Source organism: Streptomyces sp. NPDC004629 (genome assembly GCF_042873595.1).
In the GTDB taxonomy this organism is placed as follows: domain Bacteria; phylum Actinomycetota; class Actinomycetes; order Streptomycetales; family Streptomycetaceae; genus Streptomyces.
In genome coordinates, this window is sequence record NZ_JBIALO010000005.1 from 52,146 (window position 1) to 78,674 (window position 26,529).

24 protein-coding genes are annotated in these 26,529 nt (G+C 70.9%); 6 read left to right on the top strand and 18 right to left on the bottom strand.

The features are described from left to right. The first annotated feature begins 2 nt into the window (after positions 1-2). Positions 3-623: a response regulator gene (locus tag ACFYTE_RS09035; protein WP_388706940.1), complete on the top strand. Its 621-nt coding sequence runs from the start codon at positions 3-5 to the stop codon at positions 621-623. A gap of 78 nt (positions 624-701) precedes the next feature. Here ACFYTE_RS09035 and hisS read toward each other — a convergent pair whose 3' ends face one another. Continuing rightward, positions 702-1,964, bottom strand: a complete 1,263-nt coding sequence (hisS, locus tag ACFYTE_RS09040; protein WP_388706942.1) for a histidine--tRNA ligase — start codon at positions 1,962-1,964, stop codon at positions 702-704. A 12-nt stretch (positions 1,965-1,976) separates the two neighbouring features. Continuing rightward, the gene (locus ACFYTE_RS09045; protein ID WP_388706945.1) at positions 1,977-2,687 is read right to left on the bottom strand and encodes an MBL fold metallo-hydrolase; all 711 of its coding nucleotides are present in this window, start codon (positions 2,685-2,687) and stop codon (positions 1,977-1,979) included. Between the two features lie 168 nt (positions 2,688-2,855). Between ACFYTE_RS09045 and ACFYTE_RS09050 the strand changes: the two genes are divergently transcribed. Further along, a complete protein-coding gene (locus ACFYTE_RS09050) occupies positions 2,856-3,683 on the top strand; it encodes a peptidylprolyl isomerase (RefSeq protein ID WP_388706948.1) in 828 nt (275 codons plus the stop codon). Between the two features lie 144 nt (positions 3,684-3,827). Continuing rightward, positions 3,828-5,057, top strand: coding sequence for a DUF349 domain-containing protein (locus tag ACFYTE_RS09055; RefSeq protein ID WP_388706951.1), 1,230 nt, complete (start codon positions 3,828-3,830; stop codon positions 5,055-5,057). Between the two features lie 85 nt (positions 5,058-5,142). On the opposite strand, the gene ACFYTE_RS09060 is transcribed toward ACFYTE_RS09055, so the two are convergent. From ACFYTE_RS09060 to pgsA, 15 genes are all read right to left on the bottom strand, one after another. Continuing rightward, on the bottom strand, positions 5,143-7,656 hold the full coding sequence (locus tag ACFYTE_RS09060) for a RelA/SpoT family protein (RefSeq protein ID WP_388706954.1): 2,514 nt from the start codon (positions 7,654-7,656) through the stop codon (positions 5,143-5,145). Between the two features lie 237 nt (positions 7,657-7,893). Then, positions 7,894-8,433: an adenine phosphoribosyltransferase gene (locus ACFYTE_RS09065; protein ID WP_388706957.1), complete on the bottom strand. Its 540-nt coding sequence runs from the start codon at positions 8,431-8,433 to the stop codon at positions 7,894-7,896. Beyond that, on the bottom strand, positions 8,430-9,536 hold the full coding sequence (gene secF, locus ACFYTE_RS09070) for a protein translocase subunit SecF (RefSeq protein WP_388706960.1): 1,107 nt from the start codon (positions 9,534-9,536) through the stop codon (positions 8,430-8,432). The genes ACFYTE_RS09065 and secF overlap by 4 nt, the downstream gene beginning before the upstream one ends. A 3-nt stretch (positions 9,537-9,539) precedes the next feature. Further along, positions 9,540-11,309 carry a protein translocase subunit SecD gene (secD, locus tag ACFYTE_RS09075; RefSeq protein ID WP_388706962.1) on the bottom strand — a complete coding sequence of 590 codons (1,770 nt, stop codon included), beginning with the start codon at positions 11,307-11,309 and terminating at the stop codon, positions 9,540-9,542. 131 nt (positions 11,310-11,440) lie between these two features. Continuing rightward, entirely contained in the window at positions 11,441-11,986 is a 546-nt protein-coding gene (gene yajC, locus ACFYTE_RS09080; RefSeq protein ID WP_388706965.1) for a preprotein translocase subunit YajC, read from the bottom strand. Between the two features lie 167 nt (positions 11,987-12,153). Beyond that, positions 12,154-13,248 (bottom strand): Holliday junction branch migration DNA helicase RuvB, encoded by a 1,095-nt coding sequence (ruvB, locus tag ACFYTE_RS09085; protein WP_388706967.1) that lies wholly within the window; start codon positions 13,246-13,248, stop codon positions 12,154-12,156. A 35-nt stretch (positions 13,249-13,283) separates the two neighbouring features. Then, positions 13,284-13,889 carry a Holliday junction branch migration protein RuvA gene (gene ruvA, locus ACFYTE_RS09090; RefSeq protein WP_388706970.1) on the bottom strand — a complete coding sequence of 202 codons (606 nt, stop codon included), beginning with the start codon at positions 13,887-13,889 and terminating at the stop codon, positions 13,284-13,286. Further along, positions 13,886-14,425, bottom strand: coding sequence for a crossover junction endodeoxyribonuclease RuvC (ruvC, locus tag ACFYTE_RS09095; RefSeq protein ID WP_388706973.1), 540 nt, complete (start codon positions 14,423-14,425; stop codon positions 13,886-13,888). The genes ruvA and ruvC overlap by 4 nt, the downstream gene beginning before the upstream one ends. Positions 14,426-14,547: 122 nt before the next feature. After that, complete coding sequence (locus ACFYTE_RS09100) at positions 14,548-15,300, bottom strand: YebC/PmpR family DNA-binding transcriptional regulator (RefSeq protein ID WP_388706976.1); 753 nt, start codon at positions 15,298-15,300, stop codon at positions 14,548-14,550. 49 nt (positions 15,301-15,349) lie between these two features. After that, entirely contained in the window at positions 15,350-15,955 is a 606-nt protein-coding gene (gene pdxT, locus ACFYTE_RS09105) for a pyridoxal 5'-phosphate synthase glutaminase subunit PdxT (RefSeq protein WP_388706979.1), read from the bottom strand. Positions 15,956-15,958: 3 nt separating this feature from the next. After that, complete coding sequence (gene pdxS / locus ACFYTE_RS09110) at positions 15,959-16,870, bottom strand: pyridoxal 5'-phosphate synthase lyase subunit PdxS (RefSeq protein ID WP_388706982.1); 912 nt, start codon at positions 16,868-16,870, stop codon at positions 15,959-15,961. 270 nt (positions 16,871-17,140) lie between these two features. Further along, positions 17,141-17,683, bottom strand: a complete 543-nt coding sequence (locus ACFYTE_RS09115) for a hypothetical protein (protein WP_388706985.1) — start codon at positions 17,681-17,683, stop codon at positions 17,141-17,143. 297 nt (positions 17,684-17,980) lie between these two features. Continuing rightward, positions 17,981-19,150, bottom strand: a complete 1,170-nt coding sequence (locus ACFYTE_RS09120) for a glycosyltransferase family 4 protein (protein ID WP_388706988.1) — start codon at positions 19,148-19,150, stop codon at positions 17,981-17,983. Next, positions 19,147-20,055 carry a phosphatidylinositol mannoside acyltransferase gene (locus tag ACFYTE_RS09125; protein ID WP_388706990.1) on the bottom strand — a complete coding sequence of 303 codons (909 nt, stop codon included), beginning with the start codon at positions 20,053-20,055 and terminating at the stop codon, positions 19,147-19,149. The genes ACFYTE_RS09120 and ACFYTE_RS09125 overlap by 4 nt, the downstream gene beginning before the upstream one ends. Then, positions 20,052-20,729 carry a phosphatidylinositol phosphate synthase gene (pgsA, locus tag ACFYTE_RS09130; protein WP_388706993.1) on the bottom strand — a complete coding sequence of 226 codons (678 nt, stop codon included), beginning with the start codon at positions 20,727-20,729 and terminating at the stop codon, positions 20,052-20,054. Before pgsA ends, ACFYTE_RS09125 begins: the two co-directional genes overlap by 4 nt. Positions 20,730-21,012: 283 nt before the next feature. On the opposite strand from pgsA, the gene ACFYTE_RS09135 reads away from it, so the two are divergent. Together ACFYTE_RS09135 and ACFYTE_RS09140 are read left to right on the top strand one after the other, a co-directional pair. Continuing rightward, positions 21,013-23,211, top strand: coding sequence for an elongation factor G-like protein EF-G2 (locus ACFYTE_RS09135; protein ID WP_388706996.1), 2,199 nt, complete (start codon positions 21,013-21,015; stop codon positions 23,209-23,211). A 364-nt stretch (positions 23,212-23,575) separates the two neighbouring features. After that, positions 23,576-25,222 (top strand): hypothetical protein, encoded by a 1,647-nt coding sequence (locus ACFYTE_RS09140; protein WP_388706999.1) that lies wholly within the window; start codon positions 23,576-23,578, stop codon positions 25,220-25,222. Positions 25,223-25,240: 18 nt separating this feature from the next. Here ACFYTE_RS09140 and ACFYTE_RS09145 read toward each other — a convergent pair whose 3' ends face one another. After that, positions 25,241-25,801, bottom strand: coding sequence for an HIT family protein (locus tag ACFYTE_RS09145; protein ID WP_388707001.1), 561 nt, complete (start codon positions 25,799-25,801; stop codon positions 25,241-25,243). Positions 25,802-25,868: 67 nt separating this feature from the next. Between ACFYTE_RS09145 and ACFYTE_RS09150 the strand changes: the two genes are divergently transcribed. Continuing rightward, positions 25,869-26,525 carry a potassium channel family protein gene (locus tag ACFYTE_RS09150; protein ID WP_388707004.1) on the top strand — a complete coding sequence of 219 codons (657 nt, stop codon included), beginning with the start codon at positions 25,869-25,871 and terminating at the stop codon, positions 26,523-26,525. The last annotated feature ends 4 nt before the right edge of the window (positions 26,526-26,529 follow it).

Sequence of the window (26,529 nt, forward strand, 5' to 3'; positions counted from 1 at the left end):
CCGTGATCCGGATCGTCCTGGCCGACGACCATCCCGTCGTACGGGAGGGCCTGCGCGCCATGCTGAGCGCCGAGCCGGACCTGGAGGTGGTGGCGGACGCGTCCAGCGGTCCGCAGGCGGAGGCGCTGGCGGCCGAACTGCGGCCCGACATCGTACTGATGGACCTCAGGATGCCGGGCGGCGGGGGCGTCGAGTCCATCGTGCGGATGGCCGAGTCCGGCCTGACGTGCCGGGTGATCGTCCTCACGACGTACGAGACGGACCGGGACATCCTGCGGGCCGTGGAGGCGGGGGCCGCGGGCTATCTGCTCAAGGACCTGGCGCGGGGTGAACTGGCCGCCGCGGTACGGGCCGCCGCGCGCGGCGAGACGGTGCTCGCGCCGTCGGTCGCGGCCCGGCTGGTGGACCGGCTGCGGACCAGACCGGAGCGCCCCCGGCTGTCGGAACGGGAGGTCGCGGTGCTGCGGCTGGTGGCCGAGGGCCGCACCAACGCCGAGATCGGGCGGGAGTTGTTCATCGGGGAGTCCACGGTGAAGACCCATCTGCTGCGGATCTTCGGCAAGCTGGGCGTGGCCGACCGGACGGCGGCGGTGACCACCGCGATGCGCAACGGGCTGTTGTGACGTTCGCGTTCACGTTCGCGCAGCCCTGGCCGACGCGGGGAGCGGGGCCGGACGGCGGTGCGCCGTCCGGCCCGCCGGTCACCCGAGCCGTGCTTCCAGCTCCGCCACGATCTCGTTCACGCTGACCGGCTGCTGCTCGCCGGACGCCATGTCCTTGAGCTGGACGACACCCTCCGCCAGGTCACGCTCGCCGAGCACGAGGGCGTACCGCGCGCCGGAACGGTTGGCCGCCTTCATCGCGGCCTTGAGTCCCTTGGCGCCGTAGGAGAAGTCCGCCGCGACGCCGACCTTGCGCAGCTCGGTCACCTTGCCGAACAGCACGCGCCGCGCCTCGTCCCCGAGCGGGACCGCGAACACGCTGGTCGGGGCCGGCAGGTCGAGTGCGATGCCCTCCGCCTCCAGGGCCAGCACCGTGCGGTCGACGCCGAGGGCCCAGCCGACCGAGGGCAGCGCCGGGCCGCCGATCATCTCCGACAGGCCGTCGTAGCGTCCGCCGCCGCCGACCGCGGACTGCGAGCCCAGGCCGTCGTGCACGAACTCGAAGGTGGTGCGCGTGTAGTAGTCCAGGCCGCGCACCAGCTTCGGGTCGTCCTCGTAGGCCACGCCCGCCGCGCTGATCAGCTCACGGACCTCCTCGTGGTACGCCTTGCAGGCGTCGCACAGGTAATCCCGCAGCAGCGGCACGCCCGCCAGCTGCTTCTGCACCGACTCGCGCTTGTCGTCGAGTACCCGCAGCGGGTTGATCTCGATGCGGCGGCGGGTGTCCTCGTCCAGGTCGAGGCCGCGCAGGAACTCCTGGAGCGCGGCCCGGTACACCGGTCGGCACTCCCGGTCGCCGAGGCTGTTGAGCAGAATCCGGAACTGCCGCAGCCCCAGCGACCGGTACGCCTGGTCCGCCAGGATGATCAGCTCGGCGTCGAGCGCCGGGTCCTCGGCGCCGATCGCCTCGGCGCCGACCTGGGAGAAGTGCCGGTAACGGCCCTTCTGCGGGCGCTCGTAGCGGTAGTACGAGCCGGAGTACCAGAGCTTGACCGGGAGGTTGCCCGCCTTGTGCAGATTGGCCTCAAGTGCCGCGCGCAGCACGGACGCCGTGCCCTCGGGGCGCAGGGCGAGCCGGTCGCCGCCCTTGGTCTCGAAGGCGTACATCTCCTTCGTCACGATGTCGGTGGACTCGCCGACACCGCGCGCGAAGAGTTCCACGTTCTCAAAACCGGGCGTTTCGATGTAGCCGTAGCCGGAGTTGCGCAGCGGCGCGGCGATCGCCTCACGGACGGCCAGGTACTTGGCGCTCTCCGGTGGGATCAGGTCGTACGTGCCCTTGGGGGCGCTGAAGGTGCTCACGAACGTCTCTCGTCACATTCCTCGTCGGGGAGCGTCGGCACGCGCTCCCGGGCCGGCGGCCACCTGCCGCAGATACGGATTGGTGGCGCGCTCCTGACCGATGGTCGTCTGGGGGCCGTGGCCGGACAGCACCACGGTCGAGTCGTCGAGCGGCAGGCACACACGGGCCAGCGAGTCGAGCATCTCGGCCATGTCACCGCCGGGCAGGTCGGTGCGTCCGATGGAGCCGGCGAAGAGCAGATCACCCGAGAAGAACACCGGCGGGACGTCCGCCGACTCGGGCATCCGGAAGGTCACCGACCCCTTGGTATGGCCCGGTGCGTGCGCCACGACCAGCTCAAGACCGGCCAGTTCCAGCGTCGCCCCGTCCGTCAGCTCCTTGACGTCGTCCGGCTCCCCCACGGTCAGCTCGCCCATCAGGGGCATGCCGATGGAGCGGCCGAGCGCCTTCTCGGGGTCGCTCATCATGTACCGGTCCTCGGGGTGGATCCAGGCGGGCACGTCGTGCGCGCCGCACACCGGGACGACCGAGGCCACATGGTCGATATGGCCGTGGGAGAGGACGACGGCGACGGGCTTGAGCCGATGCTTTCTGAGCGCTTCCTCGACTCCTGGGGCGGCCTGGTGGCCCGGGTCGATGATCACGCACTCCTCACCGGCGGCGGGGGCGACGAGATAACAGTTCGTCCCCCAGGCCCCGGCGGGGAACCCGGCAATGAGCACGATCGTCCTTCGTTGTGTCGATTACGGGCGGCTTCCGCTGTCGTCAGAGCCTACCGGCGCTGCCGTTTCCTCAGCTAACCCATATACGGTACGGGGCTACACGCAGCGGTCGGCTCACAGGACACACGCGTACCGGTCGACACACGACACGCATGAGGAGAGAACCCGGTGGTCAGCCAGGAGCAGCGGCGGCGTCAGCTCGCCCGGGAGAAGTTCTTGCGGCAGCAGCAGCGGCGTACGTCCGCGCGGCGCAAGGCACGGATGCGGAACTCCGTGATCGCGTCGGTACTCGGCGTGGTCGTCATCGGCAGCCTCGCGCTGTACACGACCGGAGTGCTCAAGAACGACGACGACAAGGCCAACGCGAACGCCGAGGTGACGCCCAGCGCCAGCGCCTCGGCGCCCAGCAAGGCCCCCGATCCGTGCGAGAAGGCCGCCAAGGGGTCGGTCGAGAAGCTCAGCTGGAAGAAGGAGCCGGCGATGACGGTCGACAAGTCGGCCGACTACACCATGAAGCTCGCGACGACGTGCGGTGACATCGGCATCGCGCTGAAGACCTCGGCGGCGCCGCACACCGTCAACTCGTTCGACTTCCTCGCCGGCAAGGGCTACTTCGACCACACCAAGTGCCACCGGCTCACCACGAACGGCATCTACGTGCTGCAGTGCGGCGACCCGACGGGCACCGGCAGCGGCGGTCCCGGCTACACGATCCCGGACGAGAACCTGAAGGACAAAAGCCTGAAGAACAACGTGTACCCGGCGGGCACGGTCGCGATGGCGAACACCGGCCAGGCGCACACCGGCGGCAGCCAGTTCTTCCTGGTGTACCAGGACAGTCAGTTGCCGCCCAGCTACACACCGTTCGGAACCATCGACGAGGCAGGATTGAAGGTGCTCAAGAAGATCGCCGACGCCGGCGAGAACACGGGCGCCGGCGACGGCGCCCCGAACGCGACGGTCGTGATCAACAAGGCGACGGTCACGAAGTCCTGACGCACATGACGGCCCACTACCGAATTTCGGTCGCGCGGGATGCGGACAGGCCACCCGCCGGTCGCCTATGTTGGCCGTGACGAAACTGTGGACGATGCCCGGGGGTGCACAAGCCCTGCGCAGGCATCATGTGGAGGAGGCGCTGTGAGCAGCGACCCGTGGGGCCGCGTCGACGAGACGGGGACCGTGTACGTGCGTACGGCCGACGGCGAGCAGGTCGTCGGTTCCTGGCAGGCCGGCTCCCCCGAGGAGGCGCTGGCCTACTTCGAGCGCAAGTACGAGGGCCTGGTCGTCGAAATCGGCCTCCTCGAAAAGCGAGTGCAGACCACCGACCTGTCGGCGAAGGACGCCCGGACCGCGATCGACCACCTGCGCGAGCAGGTGGACGCGCATCACGCGGTGGGCGACCTGGAAACGCTGCGGGCCCGGCTGGACAAGCTCGTGGCGACGGTGGATGCCCGCCGAGAGGAGCGCAAGGCGCAGCGGGCCAAGCAGACCGACGAGGCCCGCAGGTCCAAGGAGGATCTGGTCGCCGAGGCCGAGCAGCTGGCGCAGTCCGACCAGTGGCGGGCCGCCGGTGAGCGGCTGCGCGCCCTGGTGGACACCTGGAAGGGCCTGCCGCGGCTCGACCGCAAGTCGGACGACGAGCTGTGGCATCGCTTCTCCCACGCCCGGTCGGCGTTCTCCAAGCGTCGCAAGGCGCACTTCGCGCAGTTGGACGCGCAGCGCGAGGATGCCCGCAAGACCAAGGAGCGGCTGGTCGCCGAGGCCGAGTCGCTGTCCGACTCGACGGACTGGGGTCCGACGGCGGCCCGCTACCGCGAGCTGATGGCGGAGTGGAAGGCCGCGGGCCGCGCCCAGCGCGAGCACGAGGACGACCTGTGGAACCGCTTCCGCGGCGCGCAGGACGTGTTCTTCGCCGCCCGCAGTTCGGTGTTCGCGGAGCGTGACGCCGAGCAGGCGGAGAACCTGAAGCTGAAGGAGGAGCTGGCCGAGGAGGCCGAGAAGCTGCTGCCGATCAGCGACCTCAAGGCCGCCCGGGCCGCCTTCCGTTCGATCAACGAGCGCTGGGAGGCCATCGGCCATGTGCCGCGCGATGCGCGTCCCAGGGTCGAGGGCCGGATGCACACGGTCGACCGGGCGATCCAGGAGGCCGAGGAGGCCGAGTGGCGCCGGACCAACCCGGAGGCACGCGCGCGTGCCGCGGGCCTGACCGGTCAGCTCCAGGCCGCTGTGGACAAGCTGAAGGGCCAGATCGAGCAGGCTCGGGCCCAGGGCAACGCGTCCAAGGCCGAGAAGCTCGAACGGGAGCTGGAGGGCCGTCAGGCGCTCCTCGACCAGGCGCTGAAGGGCCTGCAGGAGTTCGGCGGCTGACACCCCTCCGCGTCAGCTTCTCCCGTCGCGCGCAAGGGCCCCGTACACGGCGTACGGGGCCCTTGCTCCGTCTGGGGGGGGCGCGTCACCTGCTGCGGGCCGACGTCACCCGGTACACGTCGTAGACGCCTTCCACGCCCCGCACCGCCTTCAGGACGTGCCCGAGGTGTTTCGGGTCGCCCATCTCGAAGGTGAAGCGGGAGGTGGCGACGCGGTCGCGGGAGGTCTGGACGGCCGCGGAGAGGATGTTGACGTGCTGGTCGGACAGGACGCGGGTGACGTCCGACAGCAACCGGGAGCGGTCCAGTGCCTCGACCTGGATGGCGACGAGGAAGACCGAGGACTGGGTGGGTGCCCACTCGACCTCCAGGATCCGCTCGGGCTCGCGCGACAGCGACTCCACGTTGACGCAGTCGCTGCGGTGCACCGAGACGCCGCTGCCGCGCGTGACGAAGCCGATGATCGGGTCGCCGGGCACCGGTGTACAGCAGCGGGCCAGCTTGACCCACACGTCCTCGACGCCCTTGACGACCACGCCCGGATCGGCGCTGGAGCGGCGCTTGCGGCCCCGGCCGCGCGAGGGCGGCACGCTCTCGTCGATCTCCTCGGTGGCCGCCTCCTCGCCGCCGAGCGCCTGTACCAGTTTCTGCACGACGTTCTGTGCGGAGACGTGTCCCTCGCCGATCGCCGCGTACAGCGCGGAGATGTCCGGGTAGCGCATCTCGTGCGCCAGCGTGACGAGCGAGTCGCCGGTCAGGATCCGCTGGATCGGCAGGTTCTGCTTGCGCATCGCGCGGACGATGGCGTCCTTGCCCTGCTCGATCGCCTCGTCACGGCGCTCCTTGGAGAACCAGGCGCGGATCTTGTTGCGGGCACGCGGCGACTTGACGAAGCCCAGCCAGTCGCGGGAAGGTCCGGCGCCCGGCGCCTTGGAGGTGAAGACCTCCACCAGATCGCCGTTGTCCAGGGTGGATTCGAGCGGTACGAGGCGGCCGTTGACCCGCGCTCCTATGGTGCGGTGGCCGACCTCGGTGTGCACCGCGTACGCGAAGTCGACCGGGGTGGCACCGGCGGGCAGCGCGATGACATCGCCCTTCGGGGTGAAGACGAAGACCTCGTTGCGGGACAGGTCGAAGCGCAGCGACTCCAGGAACTCGCCCGGGTCCTCGGTCTCCTTCTGCCAGTCCAGCAACTGCCGCAGCCACGCCATGTCGTTGATGGCGGCGGATTCCTTGCCGGCCTTGCCGGCGGGCTTGGGCACGTCGGTGCGGACCTTGGAGGCGCCGGCGACGGCCTCCTGCTTGTACTTCCAGTGCGCGGCGATGCCGTACTCGGCGCGGCGGTGCATGTCGAAGGTGCGGATCTGCAGTTCGACGGGCTTGCCGTTGGGGCCGATCACCGTCGTGTGCAGCGACTGGTACATGTTGAACTTGGGCATCGCGATGTAGTCCTTGAAGCGCCCCGGAACCGGGTTCCAGCGCGCGTGGACGGTGCCCAGCGCCGCGTAGCAGTCGCGGACGGTGTCCACCAGGACACGGATGCCGACCAGGTCGTAGATCTCCGCGAAGTCACGGCCGCGGACGATCATCTTCTGGTAGACGCTGTAGTAGTGCTTGGGTCGGCCGGTGACGGTCGCCTTGATGCGGGCGGCGCGCAGGTCGGCCTGGACCTCGTCGGTCACTATGGCGAGGTACTCGTCCCGCTTGGGCGCGCGTTCGGCGACCAGCCGGACGATCTCGTCGTACATCTTGGGGTAGAGGATCGCGAAGGCCAGGTCCTCCAGCTCCCACTTGATGGTGTTCATGCCCAGCCGGTGGGCGAGCGGCGCGTAGATCTCCAGCGTCTCGCGCGCTTTCTTCTCCTGCTTCTCCCGCTTGAGGTAGCGCATCGTGCGCATGTTGTGCAGGCGGTCGGCGAGCTTGATGACCAGGACGCGCGGGTCCTTGGCCATGGCGACGACCATCTTGCGCACCGTCTCGGCCTGCGCGGCCTCGCCGAACTTGACCTTGTCCAGCTTGGTGACGCCGTCGACGAGGAGGGCGACCACATCGCCGAAGTCGCGGCGCAGGTCGTCGAGGCCGTACTCGGTGTCCTCGACGGTGTCGTGCAGCAGGCCCGCCATCAAGGTGGCCGGGTCCATGCCCAGTTCGGCGAGGATGGTGGTCACGGCGAGCGGATGCGTGATGTACGGGTCGCCGCTCTTGCGTTTCTGACCGCGGTGCCAGCGCTCGGCGACCTGGTAGGCGCGTTCGATCTGGCGCAGGGTGGCGTTCTCGATCTTGGGGTCGTTGCTGCGCACTATCCGCAGCAGCGGCTCCAGGACCGGGTTGTACGGGTTGGCACGCTGCACGCCGAGCCGGGCGAGGCGGGCGCGGACGCGGTTGGAGGAGCCGGAGCGGGCCGGCTGACCGGTGCCGGGACGGACCGCGGGAGGGACGGGCTTGGGGCGCACGGGCTCGATCGACTGCTCGGCCGGCGCGGACTGGGCGTGCTCGACCGGCCCGCGGGTGTCCTTCTTGGCGGGCAGCGCGGGCTTAGCCGCGGGCGCCGAGGCGGACTCGGGCTTGGCGGCGGTCAGTGGCTGGGCCTCATCTGGCAAGAGGACTCCTCGTGCGCGATCCGGGTCCCCCGGTCAGGCTCCGGAGACCCCATGGTATCGATTGCGGGCTTCGGCATCGCCTTGAGACCGAAGTGCGGACCGTCTGCTCAAGGAACACAAGAGGCGGGCGCCGGATTCCTCCGAGCCCGCCTCAGCGGTGTCCCACGGGTGTCGCGGGGGTGTCCCCCGGTGTTCGCAACGGTTGCGCGCTGCCGCGTCCGCCGGCGGCAGCCGTGCTCAGAGCTGGAGCAGCGCCTCCAGCGGAGCCCCGTCCAGCGCCTGTTCCAGCCGGGCCCGGCCGCCCAGGAAGCCCAGTTCCATCAGCACCGCGACGCCCGCGATCTCGGCGCCGGCCCGCTGGATGAGCTGGATCGCGGCCTGCGCGGTGCCGCCCGTGGCGAGGACGTCGTCGACGATCAGGATGCGGTCGGCCGTGGTCAGGTCCTCGGCATGCACCTCGATCTCGGCCGAGCCGTACTCCAGGTCGTACGCCTGGCGCAGGGTGGCACCGGGGAGCTTGCCGGCCTTGCGGACGGGGACGAAACCGAGGCCCGCGCGGACGGCGACCGGGGCGCCCAGGATGAAGCCCCGGGCCTCCAGGCCGACGATCTTGGTGGCGCCGGTGGCACCGGCGACATCGGCCAGCGCGTCGGTGAGGGCCGTGAACGCCGCCGGGTCCGCCAGGAGCGGGGTGATGTCCTTGAACATCACACCCTGCTCCGGGTAGTCGGCCACATCGCGGATGCGGCTGAGCAACAGCTCCTGGATGTCGGTCATCGACGCTTCCCGGAGGGTCGGCCGCGGCCCCGGTTGCGGGAGGCGGGCTGGTTGCGCGGTCCCACCACGGCGGGTGCGGCGTCCTCGGGGTCAGCGTCGGGCGCGGGCCGGTTCGGCGCCAGGTCCCCCTCGGCCGCGGCCTGGGCACGCTTGGCCTTGACCCGCTTCCTGAGGGCCTTCATCTGCGGCTCGCGCTCCTTGAGGTCGGCGACGAGCGGCGTGGCGATGAAGATCGACGAGTACGCACCGGCCGCGAGGCCGACGAACAGCGACAGCGAGATGTCGTTGAGCGTGCCGGCGCCGAGGAAGCCGCCGCCGATGAACAGCAGGCCCGCGACCGGCAGCAGCGCGACCACCGTGGTGTTGACGGACCGGACCAGGGTGCCGTTGATCGACTGGTTGGCGATCTCGCTGTAGGTGAAGCGGGTCTGCTTCGTGATGTCCTTCGTCTGCTCCTTGAGGCTGTCGAAGACGACGACCGTGTCGTACAGCGAGTAACCGAGGATGGTCAGCAGACCGATGATCGTGCCGGGCGTGACCTCGAAGCCGACCAGGGCGTAGATGCCGGTCGTGATGGTGATGTCGTGGATCAGCGCGACGAGCGCCGCGACGGCCATCCGCCACTCGAAGGCGATGGCCAGGTAGATCACGACGAGCACCATGAAGATCGCCAGGCCCTCCCAGGCCTTGTTGGCGATCTGCTCTCCCCAACTGGGGCCGACCAGGTCGGCGTTGATGGTCTCCGGGTTGACCTTGAAGTCCTGGGCGAGGGCGGACTTGACCTCGTCGGACTTCTGGGTGTCCATGCCCGCGATCTGGATGCGCAGACCGCCGGTGCCGAGCTTCTGCACGACCGCCTCGTGGTCGGCCGCGTCCTTCGCGAACTCCTCGGCCTGCGCCACGGAGACACTGGTCTTCGGAGTGGTGAAGACGGCACCGCCCTGGAAGTCGATGCCCATGTTCAGGCCGCGCACCGCCAGGCCGACGATGGCCGTGATGGTGATCAGGATCGAGATGCCGTACCACAGCTTGCGGTGGCCGACGAAGTCGTAGCTGATCTCGCCGCGGTGCAGTCGGGCGCCGAGGTTGCCGAGTTTCGACATCGCTCACGCTTCCTTCGGGTCGACAGAGCCGGCGGCAGGACCGGCGGGACGGCGGGTGCGGCGCAGCGGTGGCTTGGCACCCAGGCTCTTCGGGTCGAGTCCGGACCACTTGTGGCCCTGTGCGAAGAACTTCCGGCGGGCGAGGATGGTCATCAGCGGCTTGGTGAAGAAGAAGACGACGACGACGTCGAGCACGGTGGTCAGACCGAGCGTGAACGCGAAGCCCTGGACCTTGCCGACGGTCACGACGAACAGCACCGCGGCGGCGAGGAACGACACGAAGTCGGAGACCAGGATGGTGCGCCGGGCCCGCGGCCAGCCGCGTTCGACGGCCGGACGCAGCGTGCGTCCCTCGCGGATCTCGTCCCGGATGCGTTCGAAGAACACGATGAACGAGTCCGCCGTGATACCGATCGCGACGATCGCACCGCAGACCGCCGGCAGGTTCAGCGCGAAGCCGATCGTCGGGCCGAGCAGCGACATGATCACGTAGGTGAGGGCCGCGGAGACCAGCAGCGAGGCGATGGCCACGAGCGACAGGCCGCGGTAGTAGACCACCAGGTAGATGACGACCAGGGCGAGGCCGATCGCGCCGGCGAGCAGACCGGCGTGCAGCTGCTCACCGCCGAGCGCGGCGGTCACCGTGGTCACGCTCTGCTCCTTGAAGGACAGCGGGAGCGCGCCGTACGACAGCATGTTGGCGAGGCTCTGGGCCTCTTCCTGGGTGAAGCTGCCGGAGATCTCCGCCTGGCCGCCGGTGATGGACTGGCTGACGTACGGGCTGGAGACGACCTCGCCGTCGAGGACGATGCCGAACTGGTTCTGCGGGGAGGAGTTCTTGGCGAGCTGGCCGGTGATGTCGGCGAACTTCTTCGCTCCGGTGGAGTTGAAGTTCATCTGGACCTGCCAGCCGGCCGCGGTCTGCGTGTCGAAGACCGCCTGCGCCTTCTTGACCTCGGTGCCGTCGACGGCGGCCGGGCCGAGCATGTACTTGTACCAGGCACCGCTGATCTCGCCGCAGGCCACGGTCGACTCGGACGGCTTGGCCGTCTTCCCGGCGGTGGCCCGGTCGGCCGACTTGGAGCAGTCCAGCTTGGCGTACTGGTCCTCCAGCTTGCCGCCGGAGGAGCCGGTGCCGCTCGCCGAGGGGCTGGCGGAGTCCGGGGCGCTCGGGGTCGCGGACGGCGTGGCGTCGGCCTTCAGCGCGTCCGTGACGGCCCGTCCCTGGGAGGTCGCGGAGGTCGAGGGCGACGCCGAGGAGGAGGACGAGGAGGACGCCTTCTCGTCCGCCGACGCGCTGCCCGACGGCGACGGGGAGGCGCTGCCGCCCGCGGAGCCGCTGGGCGAAGGGCTCGGCGAGGCGGCGGCGCCGCTGGGCTCACTGGCCAGGACCGGGCGGAAGTACAGCTTTGCGGTGGTGCCGACCTGCTGGCGGGCCTCTTCGGAGTTGGTGCCCTTGGGGATGTTGACGATGATGTTGCTCGTCCCCTGGGTCTGCACCTCCGCCTCGGAGACACCGAGGCCGTTGACACGGCGGTTCATGATCTCGACCGCGGTGTCCATGTTGGCCTTGTTGATCGCGGACCCCTGGTCGGCCTTCGCCTGGAGCGTGATGCTCGTGCCGCCGGCAAGGTCGATGCCGAGACGTGGGGTGGTGTGCCCGGAGGCGAACATGCCTCCGGTGAGCGCCACGATGGCGATCAGGATGAGGGCCAGCGAGCGCCCCGGCTTGCCCGGGGCGCTCGCGCTCCGGCCCTTCTTAGGTGCTGCCACCTTCTCGTACTCCCTCTCGGGCCGCCCCGCGCCGGATGGGCGCGGCGGCGGCCATGACGTGGTTCGGTACCCCCTGCGAGGAGCACACGCCGTGGGACGCGCGAGCCGGAACCGCGCGCCCCTCGACGCGTCTACTTCGCTTCGGAGCCGCCGTCGGTCTTCTTCGCCTCGTCGTCCGCCGTCGGCTCCGCGTCCGCCTTCGCGTCCGTCTTCGCATCCGTCTTCTCGGCCTTCTCGGCGTCCGTCTTCGCGTCTGCGGCCGGCTCCTCGGCCGCGTCCTTCTTGCCGAGGTCGACGGCCTGGTCAGAGGCGGCAGCGTCGGCGGGCCCGTCGTGCTCGGTGAGGGAGGAGGCGTCGTCCGGGACGATGTCGGCGTCGGACTTCAGTTCATGCTCGATGCCGTGCACGATGCGGTTGTACTCGTCGTCGGTGAGGACGGCACCGATGGCGTTCTTCGCGAAGAGGAGTTCGACGCCCGGACCGGCGTCGAGGAGGACCGTGTCCTCGTTGACCTCCTTGACCGTCGCGTACATGCCCCCGATCGTGCGGACGCCGGAACCGGGTTGCATCTGGTTCCGCATGTCACTGGCCTGCTGCTGCTTCTTCTTGGCCGAACGCGTCATCAGGAACATGGCCGCGATGAGCACGATGAACGGGAGGAGGGTCAAGGTATTCACGGGACGGGGTTTCCTTCGCACGACCGCGGCGGACAGCGGCCTGGTGGCTGGGGGTGTGGACGGCGCCGCCCGCAAGGGCGGCATCGGCGGAGTCTAGGCGAGTCCGCGCGCATGGAACAACGCTCAGCATGGCACCTGGGTTCCTGCCCCGGCCAATGCGCTCGCCGTCACGCCCCGAACAGGTCCTGTTGTCCGTTTCCCGCCGCCGCCGAGCCGGGCGGGGTGAGGCCGAGATGCGCCCATGCGGCGGGCGTGGCGATCCGGCCGCGCGGGGTACGGGCCAGCAGGCCCTCACGGACCAGGAACGGCTCGGCGACCTCCTCGACCGTCTCGCGCTCCTCCCCCACCGCCACGGCCAGGGTGGACAGACCGACCGGGCCGCCGCCGAACAGCTTCAGCAAGGCCCGCAGGACGGCGCGGTCGAGGCGGTCGAGGCCGCGGGCGTCGACCTCGTAGACGGCGAGGGCCGCTCCGGCGATCTCGCGCGTGATGAGGCCGTCGGCCTTGACCTGCGCGTAGTCCCGGACGCGACGCAGCAGCCGGTTGGCGATGCGGGGCGTGCCGCGCGAGCGGCCGGCGATCTCGGCGGCGCCCTCGGACTCGATCTCGACGTCGAGCAGCCGGGCCGAGCGGTGCACGACGCGCTCCAGTTCGACGGGCTCGTAGAACTCCATGTGGGCGGTGAAGCCGAAGCGGTCACGCAGCGGGGGCGGCAGCAGGCCCGCGCGCGTGGTGGCGCCCACCAGGGTGAACGGGGGCAGTTCGAGCGGGATGGCGGTGGCGCCGGGGCCCTTGCCGACGATGACGTCGACGCGGAAGTCCTCCATCGCCATGTAGAGCATCTCCTCGGCGGGCCGGGACATGCGGTGGATCTCGTCGAGGAACAGGACCTCGCCCTCCTGGAGGGAGGAGAGGATCGCGGCGAGGTCGCCGGCGTGCTGGATGGCGGGGCCGCTGGTGATGCGGATCGGGGCGCCCATCTCCGCCGCGATGATCATCGAAAGGGTGGTCTTGCCCAGGCCGGGGGCGCCGGAGAGCAGCACATGGTCGGCGGTGGCGCCACGCGCGCGTGCGGCGCGCAGGACGAGGTCGAGCTGCTCGCGGACCTTCTCCTGGCCGATGAACTCGCCCAGGTCCTTGGGGCGCAGGGCGGCCTCGACGGCCTGGTCCTCGCGGTCGGCGACCGAGCCCACCAGCCGCTCCGCGGCGGGGCCGCCCAGCCCCTCGGAGGCGGGGGTGCCGGTCGTGTCGTCCCAGTTCACTGAGGTCTCCTAGCTGCGGCTCGGGGCGCAGGCGGTCAGCGGGCGCGGTTGAGGGTCTGGAGGGCGGCCTTCAGCAGCTGTCCGACCTGAGGGACGCCGTCGGCCGCCTCGGCCTGCGGGGTCACTGCGGCGACCGCCTCGTCGGCCTCGCGGGTCGCGTACCCGAGGCCGATCAGGGCGGCGTGCAACTGGTCGCGCCAGCCCTGGCTGACCGGGGCGCCGACGGCCGGGGCGCCGACCGGCTCGCCGAGCCGGTCCTTCAGCTCCAGCAGCAGCTTCTGCGCGCCTTTCTTGCCGATGCCGGGGACGGCGACGAGCGCTCTCTCGTCGCCCGTGGCGACCGCCCGGCGCAGCGCGTCGGGGGTGTGCACCGCCAGCATGGCCTGGGCGAGCCGGGGGCCGACACCGCTGGCGGTCTGGAGCAGTTCGAAGACCTGGCGCTCGTCGTCGTCCACGAAGCCGTACAGGGTCAGCGAGTCCTCACGGACCACGAGGGAGGTGGCGAGCTTGGCGGGCTGTCCCACGCGCAGCGTGGAGAGCGTGTTCGGCGTGCACTGGACGGCCATGCCGACGCCGCCCACCTCGACGACGGCGGTGTCGGGAGCGAGTGCGGCGACCGTGCCGCTCACGAAGGCGATCATGCCGTACGGCCTTTCGGTGCTTTGGCTGCGTGCAGGGCCACGGCCTGCTGGAGTCGGTTCTGCGCGGGGGCGCGCCAGATGTGGCAGATGGCCAGGGCGAGGGCGTCGGCCGCGTCGGCGGGCTTCGGCGGCGCGTCGAGCCGCAGCAGCCGGGTGACCATGGCGCCGACCTGCGCCTTGTCGGCCCGGCCGGTGCCGGTGACGGCAGCCTTGACCTCGCTGGGGGTGTGCAGGGCGACCGGGATGCCCCGGCGGGCCGCGCAGAGCATGGCGACGGCGCTGGCCTGGGCCGTGCCCATCACGGTGCGCACGTTGTGCTGGCTGAAGACGCGCTCCACCGCGACGTACTCGGGGCGGTGTTCGTCGAGCCAGGCCTCGATGCCCCGCTCCACGGCGACCAGCCGGTGGGCCGGCTCCGCGTCCGCGGGCGTGCGGACGACGCCGACGCCGAGCATCGTGAGCGGGCGCCCCGCGACGCCCTCGACCACCCCGATGCCGCAGCGGGTCAGCCCCGGGTCCACCCCCAGCACGCGCACGCGCCCCTCCCTTCGATCTGCTGTTTGTGCAGGCTATCGGCTGCCACCGACAACGCCCCGCAAAGGGACGGGCCGACGGGTGTGTCCCGTCGGCCCGTGCGCCCGTGCAGTCCGTCGCGGCGTTACGCGTCGACCTTCTCCATGACCTCGTCGCTGACGTCGAAGTTCGCGAAGACGTTCTGCACGTCGTCGCTGTCCTCCAGCGCGTCGATCAGCTTGAAGATCTTCTTGGCGCCCTCCTCGTCCAGCTCGACCTGCATGGTCGGGACGAAGTTGGCCTCGGCTGAGTCGTAGTCGATCCCGGCGTCCTGGAGGGCGGTACGGACCGCGACCAGGTCGGTGGCCTCGCTGAGCACCTCGAAGGACTCGCCGAGGTCGTTGACCTCCTCGGCGCCCGCGTCCAGGACGGCACCGAGCACGTCGTCCTCGCTCAGCTCGCCCTTGGGGACGATGACGACGCCCTTGCGGTGGAACAGGTACGACACCGAGCCCGGGTCGGCCATGGAGCCGCCGTTGCGGGTCATGGCGACGCGGACGTCGGAGGCGGCGCGGTTGCGGTTGTCGGTGAGGCACTCGATGAGCACCGCGACGCCGTTGGGACCGTAGCCCTCGTACATGATCGTCTCGTAGTCGGCGCCGCCGGCCTCAAGGCCCGCGCCGCGCTTGACGGCGGAGTCGATGTTCTTGTTCGGGACCGACTGCTTCTTCGCCTTCTGGATGGCGTCGTAGAGAGTCGGGTTGCCCTCCGGGTCGGCGCCGCCCATCCGCGCCGCGACCTCGATGTTCTTGATCAGCTTCGCGAAGAGTTTGCCGCGCTTGGCGTCGATCACGGCCTTCTTGTGCTTCGTCGTGGCCCATTTAGAGTGGCCGGACATCTGCCTGTCTCCTTCGCGTAACCCATCTCTGCAACGAACGCCAGAGATCCTACAAGGACTCCGCCGCCCGGTTCGCGTGCACCATGTCGACGAACAGGGCGTGCACGCGGTGGTCGCCGGTCAGTTCCGGGTGGAACGACGTGGCGAGCGCGTTGCCCTGCCGGACCGCGACGATGTGACCCTCGTGTTCGGCCAGCACCTCGGCCGCCGCGCCGACGGACTCGACCCAGGGGGCGCGGATGAAAACGCCCTCTACAGGATCGCCCGTGATCCCCGCGACGTCGACCGCCGCCTCGAAGGACTCGTTCTGGCGTCCGAAGGCATTGCGGCGCACGATCATGTCGATCCCGCCGATCGTCTCCTGGCCCGAGCGGGGGTCGAGGATCTTGTCGGCGAGCATGATCATGCCCGCGCAGGTGCCGTAGACCGGCATGCCGTCCCGCACGCGCGCGCGGAGCGGGTCCATCAGGCCGAAGAGGACGGCGAGCTTGGAGATGGTCGTGGACTCACCGCCGGGCAGGACGAGCCCGTCCACCCCGGCGAGTTCCTCGGGGCGCCGCACCGGCCTGGCCACGGCGTCGGCCGCGGCCAGGGCGACGAGGTGCTCCCGTACGTCGCCCTGGAGGGCCAGGACGCCGACGACAGGAGTGTTCATGGGTTACCAGCCGCGGTTGGCGTAGCGCTCGGTCTCGGGGAGGGTGTCGCAGTTGATGCCGACCATGGCCTCGCCGAGGTTGCGGGAGGCCTCCGCGATGATCTTCGGGTCGTCGTAGAAGGTGGTGGCCTTCACGATGGCGGCGGCACGCTTGGCCGGGTCACCGGACTTGAAGATGCCGGAGCCGACGAAGACGCCCTCGGCGCCGAGCTGGCGCATCAAGGCGGCGTCGGCCGGGGTCGCCACGCCGCCCGCGGAGAACAGCACGACGGGGAGCTTGCCGAGTTCGGCGACCTCCTTGACCAGCTCGTACGGGGCGCGCAGCTCCTTGGCGGCGGCGTACAGCTCGTGGTGGTCGTAGCCGCGCAGCCGGGCGATCTCGTTCTTGATCTGGCGCAGGTGGCGGACGGCCTCGACGACGTTGCCGGTGCCGGCCTCGCCCTTGGAGCGGATCATCGCGGCGCCCTCGGCGATGCGGCGCAGTGCCTCGCCGAGGTTGGTGGCGCCGCACACGAACGGCGTGGTGAAGGCCCACTTGTCGGAGTGGTTGACCTCGTCGGCCGGGGTGAGGACCTCGGACTCGTCGATGTAGTCCACGCCGAGGGACTGCAGCACCTGGGCCTCGACGAAGTGACCGATGCGCGACTTGGCCATCACGGGGATCGACACGGCGTCGATGATGCCCTCGATCATGTCCGGGTCGGACATGCGGGCCACGCCGCCGTCCTTGCGGATGTCGGCCGGGACCCGCTCCAGGGCCATGACGGCGACGGCGCCCGCGTCCTCGGCGATCTTCGCCTGCTCCGGCGTGACGACGTCCATGATCACGCCGCCCTTGAGCTGCTCGGCCATGCCGCGCTTCACGCGGGCGGTGCCGGTCTCGGGGGCCTGGTTTTCGGGAAGCGTGGTGGACACGGGGGACCTCACTCGATGCAAGAGGGTTTCTGCCGCACCGAGGAAACGTGAACGGACCAGTCCACAGCAAGGGCCAATGGCAAGCCGGTGGATCGTTTTGCCGCCTGGGACCGCGCGCCGGTGCGGGAGCGCTCCGCTGTTTGTGCCGCGCCGTGCCGTGCCGGTGCTTGTGCCGCGCCGTGCCGGTGTTTGCGCCGCGCCGTGCCGTCGGTCGGCTGCGGCGCCGTCGTGGCTGGTCGCGCAGTTCCTCGCGCCCCTTTGGGGCGCCGCTCAGCCGGCTCGGTCCACCAGGGCGGCGGGCGGCTCGTCGTCCATCTCGAAGGCCAGCGGGAAGGGCGCGTGGCCGGCCAGCCGGAACCAGCGGACCTTGCGGTGCTCACGCAGCCGGCGGGCCCCGCCCACGGCGTCGTTGTGGAAACGGCGGGCCATCGGCACCCTGCGCACCGCCTCGGTCAGCTCATGGGCCGCCGCCTCGCCACCGGGTGCCCGGCGGACCTCCTCGACCTGCTGGGGCTCGGCGAAGACGGCGCGCAGCGCCTGGCTCAGCTCGCTCTCGGCGACCTCCCGCTGTTCCTCCTCGGCCTGTCTGGCGGCATGCGCGGCCTCGTACAGCACCATCGAGGCGGCCGGGTCCAGCACTCCGGAGGTCGCCAGCTCCTGGGCCACCGAGGCCCGGCGCAGCAGTTGGGCGTCGAGTGCGGCGCGGGCCGCGTCGATCCTGGAGTGCAGTCGGTCGAGGCGGCCGGCCGTCCAGCTCAGGTAGAGGCCGACGGCGACCAGGACGACGAGGATCCAGATGAGTGTTGCGGTCACGGCGGGCAAGGCTACCGGTGCGCTCCGCTGGGTCGGCCGGGGCCGGGGGTGCTGTCTCTCGCTGGGGTTGCCCGGGTTGGGGTTGCCGTCCCTGGGGGCTGCTGCCCCCAGACCCCCGCTGCGACCTGAACGGCCCCGTTCTCAAACGCCGGACGGGCTGATCACCGCCACCGCCCGCTACCCGTGCGCCCCACCGAGCCGACCAGGACCAAGGCACCGCTCCTCGCTGAGACCGCCCCGGACGGCAACACCACCACCGCGGAAGCTACCGCCCGCCACAGCCGCGAGGCGGGATGGTCAGTCGCGGTCGCGGGCCAGGCCGAAGCGGGCTCGTAGGCCTGTGGTGCGTTCGTCGGTTGCCACCGCTGCCGCGCCCGTCGTCACCGTCTCGTAGACGGACAGGATGTCCGCTCCGACCGTGGACCAGTCGAAGCGGCGCACATGGGCGCTGCCACGCTCGCGCAGTTCGGTGCGGCGTGCCGGGTCGGCAAGCAGCCGGACCGCCGCGTCGGCGAGCGCGTCGGCGTCCTCGTTGGCGAACAGTTCCCCGGCCGCGCCCTGGTCCAGGACCTGGGCGAAGGCGTCCAGGTCGGAGGCGAGGACGGGGGCGCCCGCGGACATCGCCTCGACCAGGATGATGCCGAAGCTCTCGCCGCCGGTGTTGGGCGCCACGTACAGGTCGATGCTGCGCAGGAAACGCGCCTTGTCCGTGTCGCTGATCATGCCGAGGAACTCGACCCGGGAGCGCAACTCGGCGGGGAGCGTTTCGACGGCCTCCTCCTCGTCGCCGCGTCCGGCCACCAGCAGCCGGGTCCCCGGACGCGCGCCGAGGATCTTCGGCAGGGCCTTCATCAGCACCGGCAGGCCCTTGCGCGGCTCGTCGATCCGGCCGATGAAGCCGATCGTGTCGCCCTGCCACTGCGGTTTCGGCTCGGCGCGGGCGAAGAAGTCGACATCGACGCCGTTGGGGATCACCACCGCGTCCCCGCCCAGGTGCTCGACCAGCGTGCGCCGGGCGTACTCGCTCACCGCGATGCGCGCGCTGATCTTCTCAAGCGCCGCCTGGAGGATCGAGTACGCGGCGATCATCGCGCGCGAGCGGGGGTTGGAGGTGTGGAAGGTGGCCACGATGGGGCCCTGTGCCGCCCAGCAGGTCAAAAGGCCCAGCGACGGCGACGTCGGCTCGTGGATGTGCACCACGTCGAAGGCCCCGTCGTGCAGCCACCGGCGCACCCGGGCGGCCGAGAGGAAACCGAAGTTCAGGCGGGCCACCGAGCCGTTGTAGGGCACGGGCACCGCGCGGCCGGCCGAGACGACGTACGGCGGCAGCGGGGTGTCGTCGTCGGCGGGCGCGAGGACGGAGACCTGGTGACCGAGGCCGATGAAGTACTGGGCCAGGTCCCGGATGTGGAACTGGACGCCGCCCGGTACGTCCCAGGAGTACGGGCAGACGATGCCGATCCTCACTTGGCTCCCTCCGGCGGGTCCAGATCAGCGAGCCACAGGCGTTGCAGCATGTGCCAGTCCTCCGGATGCTCGGCGATTCCCGAGGCGTAGGCATCGGCCAGCGCCTGTGTCATGACAGACGTCTTCTCGGCCCGTGTACCTGTCTCGGGTACCTCGATCGGGGGATGGACCCGGCCCTGCATCACCGGAGAGTCGTCGTACCAGAGCGTGACGGGCAGCAGCAGCGCGCCCGTCTGCTGGGCGAGCAGCGCCGGGCCCGCGGGCATCCGGGCCGGCTCGCCGAAGAAGCCGACCCGCACGCCGGAGGCGGACAGGTCGCGGTCGGCGACCAGGCAGACCAGGCCGCCGTCGCGCAGCCGCCGGGCCAGCGTGCCGAACGCGGAGCCGCCGCTGTGCGGCAGGACCTCCATGCCGAGGCCCTCGCGGTAGGCGACGAAACGGTCGTAGAGCGTCTCCGGCTTCAGGCGTTCGGCGACCGTGGTGAAGGGGGTGCGCAGTGCGGTGGTGACCCAGGCGCCCGCGAGGTCCCAGTTGGCCATGTGCGGCAGCGCGAGGACGACGCCCCGGCCGGCGGCCAGGCCGTCCGTCAGGTGGTGGAGGTCCTTGGGGTCGAAGCCGTTGCTGATCCGCTCGCGGCTCCAGGCGGGCAGCCGGAAGGACTCCATCCAGTAACGCAGGTAGGAGCGCATGCCCGCGCGCGACAACTCGCCAAGGCGCTCTGGGGTCGCGTCGGGCAGCACGCGCGCGTAGTTGCTCTCCAGCCGTCGTACGCCCTTGCCGCGCCGCTTCCAGGCGACGTCGGCCACGGTGCGGCCGAGCCGCACGGCGACCGGCTCGGGAAGCGTCTTGACGGCGCTCCAGCCGAACCCGTACAGGGCGTCGGTCAGCCGCTCCTGAGCGCTCACTTGGCCGCCTCGCTCCCCTGGGACTCGTTGGGGTGGCCGGCCGCCGCGTCCGCCTCGGCGGCCTCCCGGCGGACCGTGACGACGCGCTGGACGAGGGTGACCAGGCTGCCGACGGCGACGATCCACAGGGCGATCGGCAGCAGCCACTGGATGCCCGGCACGCCGAACTTGTGGAAGCCGGCGAAGCCCGCGGCGACCAGCGAGATCACCAGCCGTTCGGCACGCTCGACGAGGCCGTTGACGGCCACCGGGAGCCCGATCGACTCGCCGCGCGCCTTGGTGTACGACACCACCTGGCCGCTGGCCAGGCAGAAGATGGACACCGCACACAGCACATTGTTGTCGCCGTCGCCCGCGTACCACAGGGCGAAGCCGCCGAAGATGGCGCCGTCCGCGACCCGGTCCAGGGTGGAGTCGAGGAAGGCGCCCCAGCGGCTGGAGCGGCCCAGCTGGCGGGCCATGTTGCCGTCGACCAGGTCGGAGAAGACGAAGAGCGTGATCACAACGGTGCCCCAGAAGAACTCGCCCCGGGGGTAGAAGACCAGTGCGCCCGCGACCACACCGGCCGTGCCGATGAGCGTCACCGTGTCGGGGCTGACGCCCCTGCGGATGAGAAACGCGGCGAACGGTGTGAGGACACGCGTGAAGAATGCACGCGCGTACTTGTTCAGCATGGCCTTCCCGACGGTCGGTGTCGCCGCGCGGCCCTGCTGGCCGCCGGCTGGCCCATCGTAGCCACGCGCGCGGGTGCCCGACGGCCGGGCACCCGGACCCGCGCGGAGATCGGCCACCGGGCCGCAACTCCCGGCGGGCGTCGCGATCACGTCGCTTGTATGGACGCACCGTGACGGGAGTGGAAAGCTCGAATAACCGCGGGCGTCGCCGGAGCCGCCACCGCACGCGGCTCACGCGTGTCCCGCGCCCACTGTGACCTCACCGTGCACGGGAGGCTAGGCCATGGGCGACAAGGCGAACACACACCCTGGGGCCGCCGGCAGGGCTACGGCGGCCGACCACCCCGCGTCCGTACGGAATGTGGTGCTGGTCGGCCACTCCGGATCGGGCAAGACCACCTTGGTGGAGGCTCTCGCGCTGGCCGCGGGAGCGGTGAACCGGGCGGGCCGCGTGGAGGACGGCGGCACCGTCTCCGACTACGACGAGATCGAGCACCGGCAGCAGCGTTCCGTACAGCTGTCGCTGGTGCCCGTCGAATGGGACGGTTTCAAGATCAATCTTCTGGACACCCCGGGGTACGCCGACTTCGTCGGAGAGCTGCGGGCCGGTCTGCGCGCCGCGGACGCGGCCCTCTTCGTGGTGTCGGCCTCGGACGGCGTGGACGGCTCGACCCGGATGGTGTGGGAGGAGTGCGCGGCCGTCGGCATGCCGCGGGCCATCGTCATCACCCATTTGGAGGCGGCACGCGCGGATTTCGAGGAGATGACGCGGGTGTGCGCTGAGGTGTTCGGCGCGGCCGACCCGGACGCCGTGCTCCCGCTCTACCTGCCGCTGCGCGGGGCGCGGGCCGCCGACGGGCACGCGCCCGTGACCGGGCTGATCGGACTGCTGTCGCAGCGGCTGTTCGACTACTCCTCCGGGGAGCGCAAGGAGTCCGAGCCGGGCCCCGACCTGCTGCCGCAGATCGAGGACGCCAGAAACCGGCTGATCGAGGGGATCATCTCCGAGAGCGAGGACGAGACCCTGATGGACCGCTATCTAGGCGGTGAACAGGTCGACGTCAAGACGCTGATCGACGATCTGGAGCGGGCCGTCGCGCGCGGGGCGTTCTTCCCGGTGCTGGCCGCCGCGCCCGCCGCCGAGGGCGCCCGCCAGGGGCTCGGCACGGTCGAACTGCTGGATCTGGTCACCCGCGGCTTCCCGACCCCGCCGGAGCACGCGGTGCCGGAGGTCACCACGATCGACGGCAGGCCGCGCGAGCTGAAGCCGTGCGATCCCGACGGGCCGCTGGTCGCCGAGGTCGTGAAGACCTCCTCCGACCCCTATGTCGGCCGGGTCTCCCTGGTCCGCGTCTTCTCCGGGACGCTGCGCCCCGACGAGACGGTGCACGTCTCCGGGCACGGGCTGGCCGACCGCGGCCACGAGGACCACGACGTCGACGAGCGGATCGGCGCCCTGTCCACGCCGTTCGGCAAGCAGCAGCGGCCGGTGACGCACGCCGTCGCGGGCGACCTGGCATGCGTGGCGAAGCTGGGCCGCGCGGAGACCGGGGACACGCTCTCGGCCAAGGACGATCCGCTGCTCGTCGAGCCGTGGCAGATGCCCGACCCGCTGCTGCCGCTCGCCATCCAGGCGCACAGCAAGGCGGACGAGGACAAGCTCTCGCAGGGCCTGGGCAGGCTGGTCGCCGAGGACCCGACGATGCGTCTGGAGCAGAACCAGGACACGCACCAGGTGGTGCTGTGGTGTCTGGGCGAGGCGCACGCGGACGTCGCCCTGGAACGGCTGCGCAGCCGGTACGGCGTCCAGGTCGACGTGGTGCCGCACCAGGTGTCCCTGCGGGAGACGTTCGCGACCCGGTCCGCCGGGCGCGGACGGCATGTGAAGCAGTCCGGCGGGCACGGGCAGTACGCCATCTGCGAGATCGAGGTCGAGCCGCTGCCGGGGGGCTCGGGCATCGAGTTCGTGGACAAGGTGGTCGGCGGCGCCGTGCCGCGGCAGTTCATCCCGTCGGTGGAGAAGGGCGTAAGGGCCCAGGCCGCCAAGGGAGTTGCGGCCGGCTATCCGCTTGTCGACGTGCGGATCACGCTGCTGGACGGCAAGGCGCACTCGGTGGACTCCTCCGACGCCGCGTTCCAGACGGCGGGCGCGCTGGCGCTGCGGGAGGCCGCGGCGGACGCCACGATCCATCTGCTGGAGCCGGTGGCCGAGGTGTCCGTCCTGGTCGGCGACGACTACGTGGGCGCCGTGATGAGCGACCTGTCGGGGCGGCGCGGGCGGGTGCTGGGCACCGAACAGGTGGGCACGGGCCGGACGCTCGTCCGGGCCGAGGTGCCCGAGTTCGAGATCGGCCGGTACGCGGTCGACCTGCGGTCCCTCTCGCACGGCACGGCACGCTTCGGCCGCTCGTACGCCCGGCACGAGCCGATGCCGGTGCAGATCGCGGAGAAGATCCGCGCGCAGGCGAAGGAGGCCTCGTAGAGGGCCGGTTGACAGTCCGCCGCCGGCTTCGATGAGGTCACGTGGCCGGCGGTGGACGCGGTGGTCTCCTTCGCGCGCCTGCGCCGCGCGCGGGCCGGAGGGGTGCCGGTGCCGGGCGGCCGAGCGCGCGAAGGCCCGGCAGAGCTGGGCGCGTTGGGCCGCTCGTCCTGGGCCGAGGCGTTCGGGGAGGTTGGCGGCCAGGAGGTGTCTTTGGCCGGTCCGCCGACGGATGTCGGTGGCTGCGGATACGCTGATCACCTGATCAGGTCGTGCCGAATCCGCACGACGGCCTGTTCAACAGGTGTGCGGAGCAAGGAAGTCGGGAAGGCCGCAGAAGCGACACCGGCGGCGATCGGGGGCGGGCATGTCGATTGGAACCGAGTGGGACGGACCACAGGTACCCATCGCGGGCGACGGAAGCCAGGCGGCGACCTACGCGCTGGCCTCGGCCGCCTACCGGGACAGCGCGATGGAGGAGATCAAGAAGGCCGACAACGAGTGGCACCAGTCCACCGTCAAGGCCGGCCGGATCGCCCTGTTCAAGCCGAATCTGGGCGAGGCCTTCTCACGGGCCGTGGCCGACCGCATGCTCGGCTCCGGGCGCAAACCGCTGATCCAGTCCTTCGGTTCCGAACCGCAGGTCGTCGTGGAGCACTGCCTGGCGGCCAACAACATCCGCCGCACCCGTGACAACCAGCTCAGCACCGTGATGGTGCTGTGCGGCCTGCTCGTCCTGCCCGGCCTCCTGATCTGGCTACTGGTCTTCCAGCTGCGTACGTTCATGGCCAAGCGGGACGCCAAGCGCGCCGGGGCGCTCGCCACCGCCCTGCTCGTCGCGGTCGGCGCGGTCGTCCTGATCTTCCTGATCCGCATGCCGTTCACCGGGTTCTGGGGCTGGTACGCGCGCGCGGCGGCCGTCCTGCCGGTGCTCGGCTGGTTCTGGGCCCGGCGGATCTGCGAGGGCGCGGCGAAGGACCTGCGGGCCCGCTGGGACGGCCTGCTCTCCGGCACCAGCGTCGGCGCCAAGGTCCCGGAGGCCGTGCCGAGCAGCCCGGGCGAGACGGCCGCGGAGCAGTTGCGCCAGTCCCTGGCCCGGCTCAGCGCCGAGCAGCAGTCCAACTCGGTCTTCTACGCCGGGCCCAAGGGCATACTCGGCATGGGCACACGCTGGGGCAGCTGGCAGCTCGCCGAGGACCTGCTGCCCGCCGACCCCACCCGGGAGATCCACCCGTTCCGCAGCTGGGACGTCATCCGCGCGATCCACGACCAGTTGGGGATGCTGGAGCGCGGCCCGCTGAACACCGGTGGCTTCCCGAAGCCGTCCATACGCCACTGGATCGTCACGCCGATCGGCGAGAACGCGAAGGCGGTCTCCCGTCCGGAGGGCGCGGACGTCGAGGCGTTCCAGGTCAAGCCGCACGCGATACAGGAGATCTGCAACAAGCAGCAGTTCGGCAGCGGCGACCGGCACTACCTGGGCGTGCAGTGGACGCTGTGGGACGGGCAGTTGATCATCACCATGCTGATCACGGTCACCGTGCTGCACCAGACGCTGCGCATCGAGGTGACGGGGCATGCGCTGGGGCCGGTGCACTCGCTGTTCACCTCCAAGCCGGAGGCCCCGAAGAAGGAGGTCACCAAGTCCTTCAAGCCGTGGGAGACCCGGTCGATCAATCTGCCGCTGGTCGGCACCGACGAGGTGGTGCGGCTCGCGGCGAGGGCACCGCTCACCTGGTACCCGCCGCTGCTGAACTGGCTGGGCGGCTCGCTGGGCCTGCCCGAGCCGTTCGGTCTGCGGCACGCGTGGGCGGACAAGCCGTGGCGGCACCGGTTCATGGCCGACGACGCGCTGCGCGCGGCGGCGCCGGTGCTGCGGGTGGTGCACACCGCGGCGATCCGGGTGCTGACGGAGCACGGCGTGGACACGGACAAGTTCGGCGCCCGTTCGGCGTTCCTCAGCACGAACGTGCAGGACCCGTCGCCGCGCAAGGCCGATCTGTACGACGCGTAGCGCCCACCGGCCGGCGCCTCAGGGCGTCGGCCAGGACTGCGCCAGCATGGTGCGCGTGTCGGCCAGCAGTTGCGGCAGCACTCTTGTGTGGCCGACCACCGGCATGAAGTTGGTGTCACCGCCCCAGCGGGGCACGATGTGCTGGTGGAGGTGGGCGGCGATGCCGGCGCCCGCGACGGCGCCCTGGTTCATGCCGATATTGAAGCCCTGGGCGCCCGACGCGGTGCGCAGCGCCGTCATCGCCTGCTTGGTCAGCTCGGCCAGCTCCGTGGTCTCCGGGCCGGTCAGATCGGTGTAGTCGGCGACGTGCCGGTAGGGCACGGTCATCAGGTGGCCGCCGTTGTACGGGTACAGGTTGAGCACCGCGTACACGTGCTCGCCGCGGCGGACGATCAGCCCGTCCTCGTCGGACTTGGCCGGGATCGCGCAGAAGGGGCAGCCGTCGTCGGCCCCCGGACCGGTCGGCTTGTTCTCGCCCTGGATGTAGGCCATCCGGTGGGGCGTCCACAGGCGCTGGAACGCGTCCTGCGTCCCCACTCCGATCTGCTGCTCCGGCTCACTCGTCATGCTACGCAGCATATGGCTTCGCCCGTTCGCGGCGTGTCGTCGGGGTTGCGGCGCCCGGCTCCCGGGCGAAGCTGGGCCGGTGCACGACGACAGCCCCGCAGATCACTGGGAGCGCCGCGCGGAGGTCCCGCTCGCCGTGGCGTCGCTGATCTTCCTCGGCGCGTACGCGGTCCTGGTGCTGGGGCCCGGCGTCGGCACCGGGTGGCGCCGTCTGTGCCAGGCAGCGCTCTTCGCGGCCTGGGCGCTGTTCGCCGTGGACTACGCGGTGCGCTGGCGGCTGAGCGGACAGCGGCTGCGCTTCGTGCGGGCGCACTGGCTGGACACGCTGGTGCTGCTCCTGCCGCTGCTGCGCCCGCTGCGCGTGGTCCGGCTCTACGAGGCGGTGCAGCACCGGCACGGCCGGCCCCGGCTGGCGCTGCACGCACGCGTGATCGTGTACGCGGGCCTGTCCGCCGCGCTCCTCGGCTTCTCCGGCGCGCTCGCCGTCTACCAGCAGGAGCGCGGGGCGCCCGATACGACGATGCAGACGTTCGGGGACGCCCTGTGGTGGACCTGCGCGACACTGAGCACCGTGGGTTACGGGGACGTCGTCCCCGTGACCCGGCTGGGGCGGACGATCGCGGTGGGCCTGATGGCCGGCGGTCTCGCCCTGCTCGGCGCGGTCACCGGGTCGTTCTCGTCCTGGATGCTCCAGGTCTTCTCACGCGAGGCCGACGAGCGGCCCCCGAGGAACTGAACCC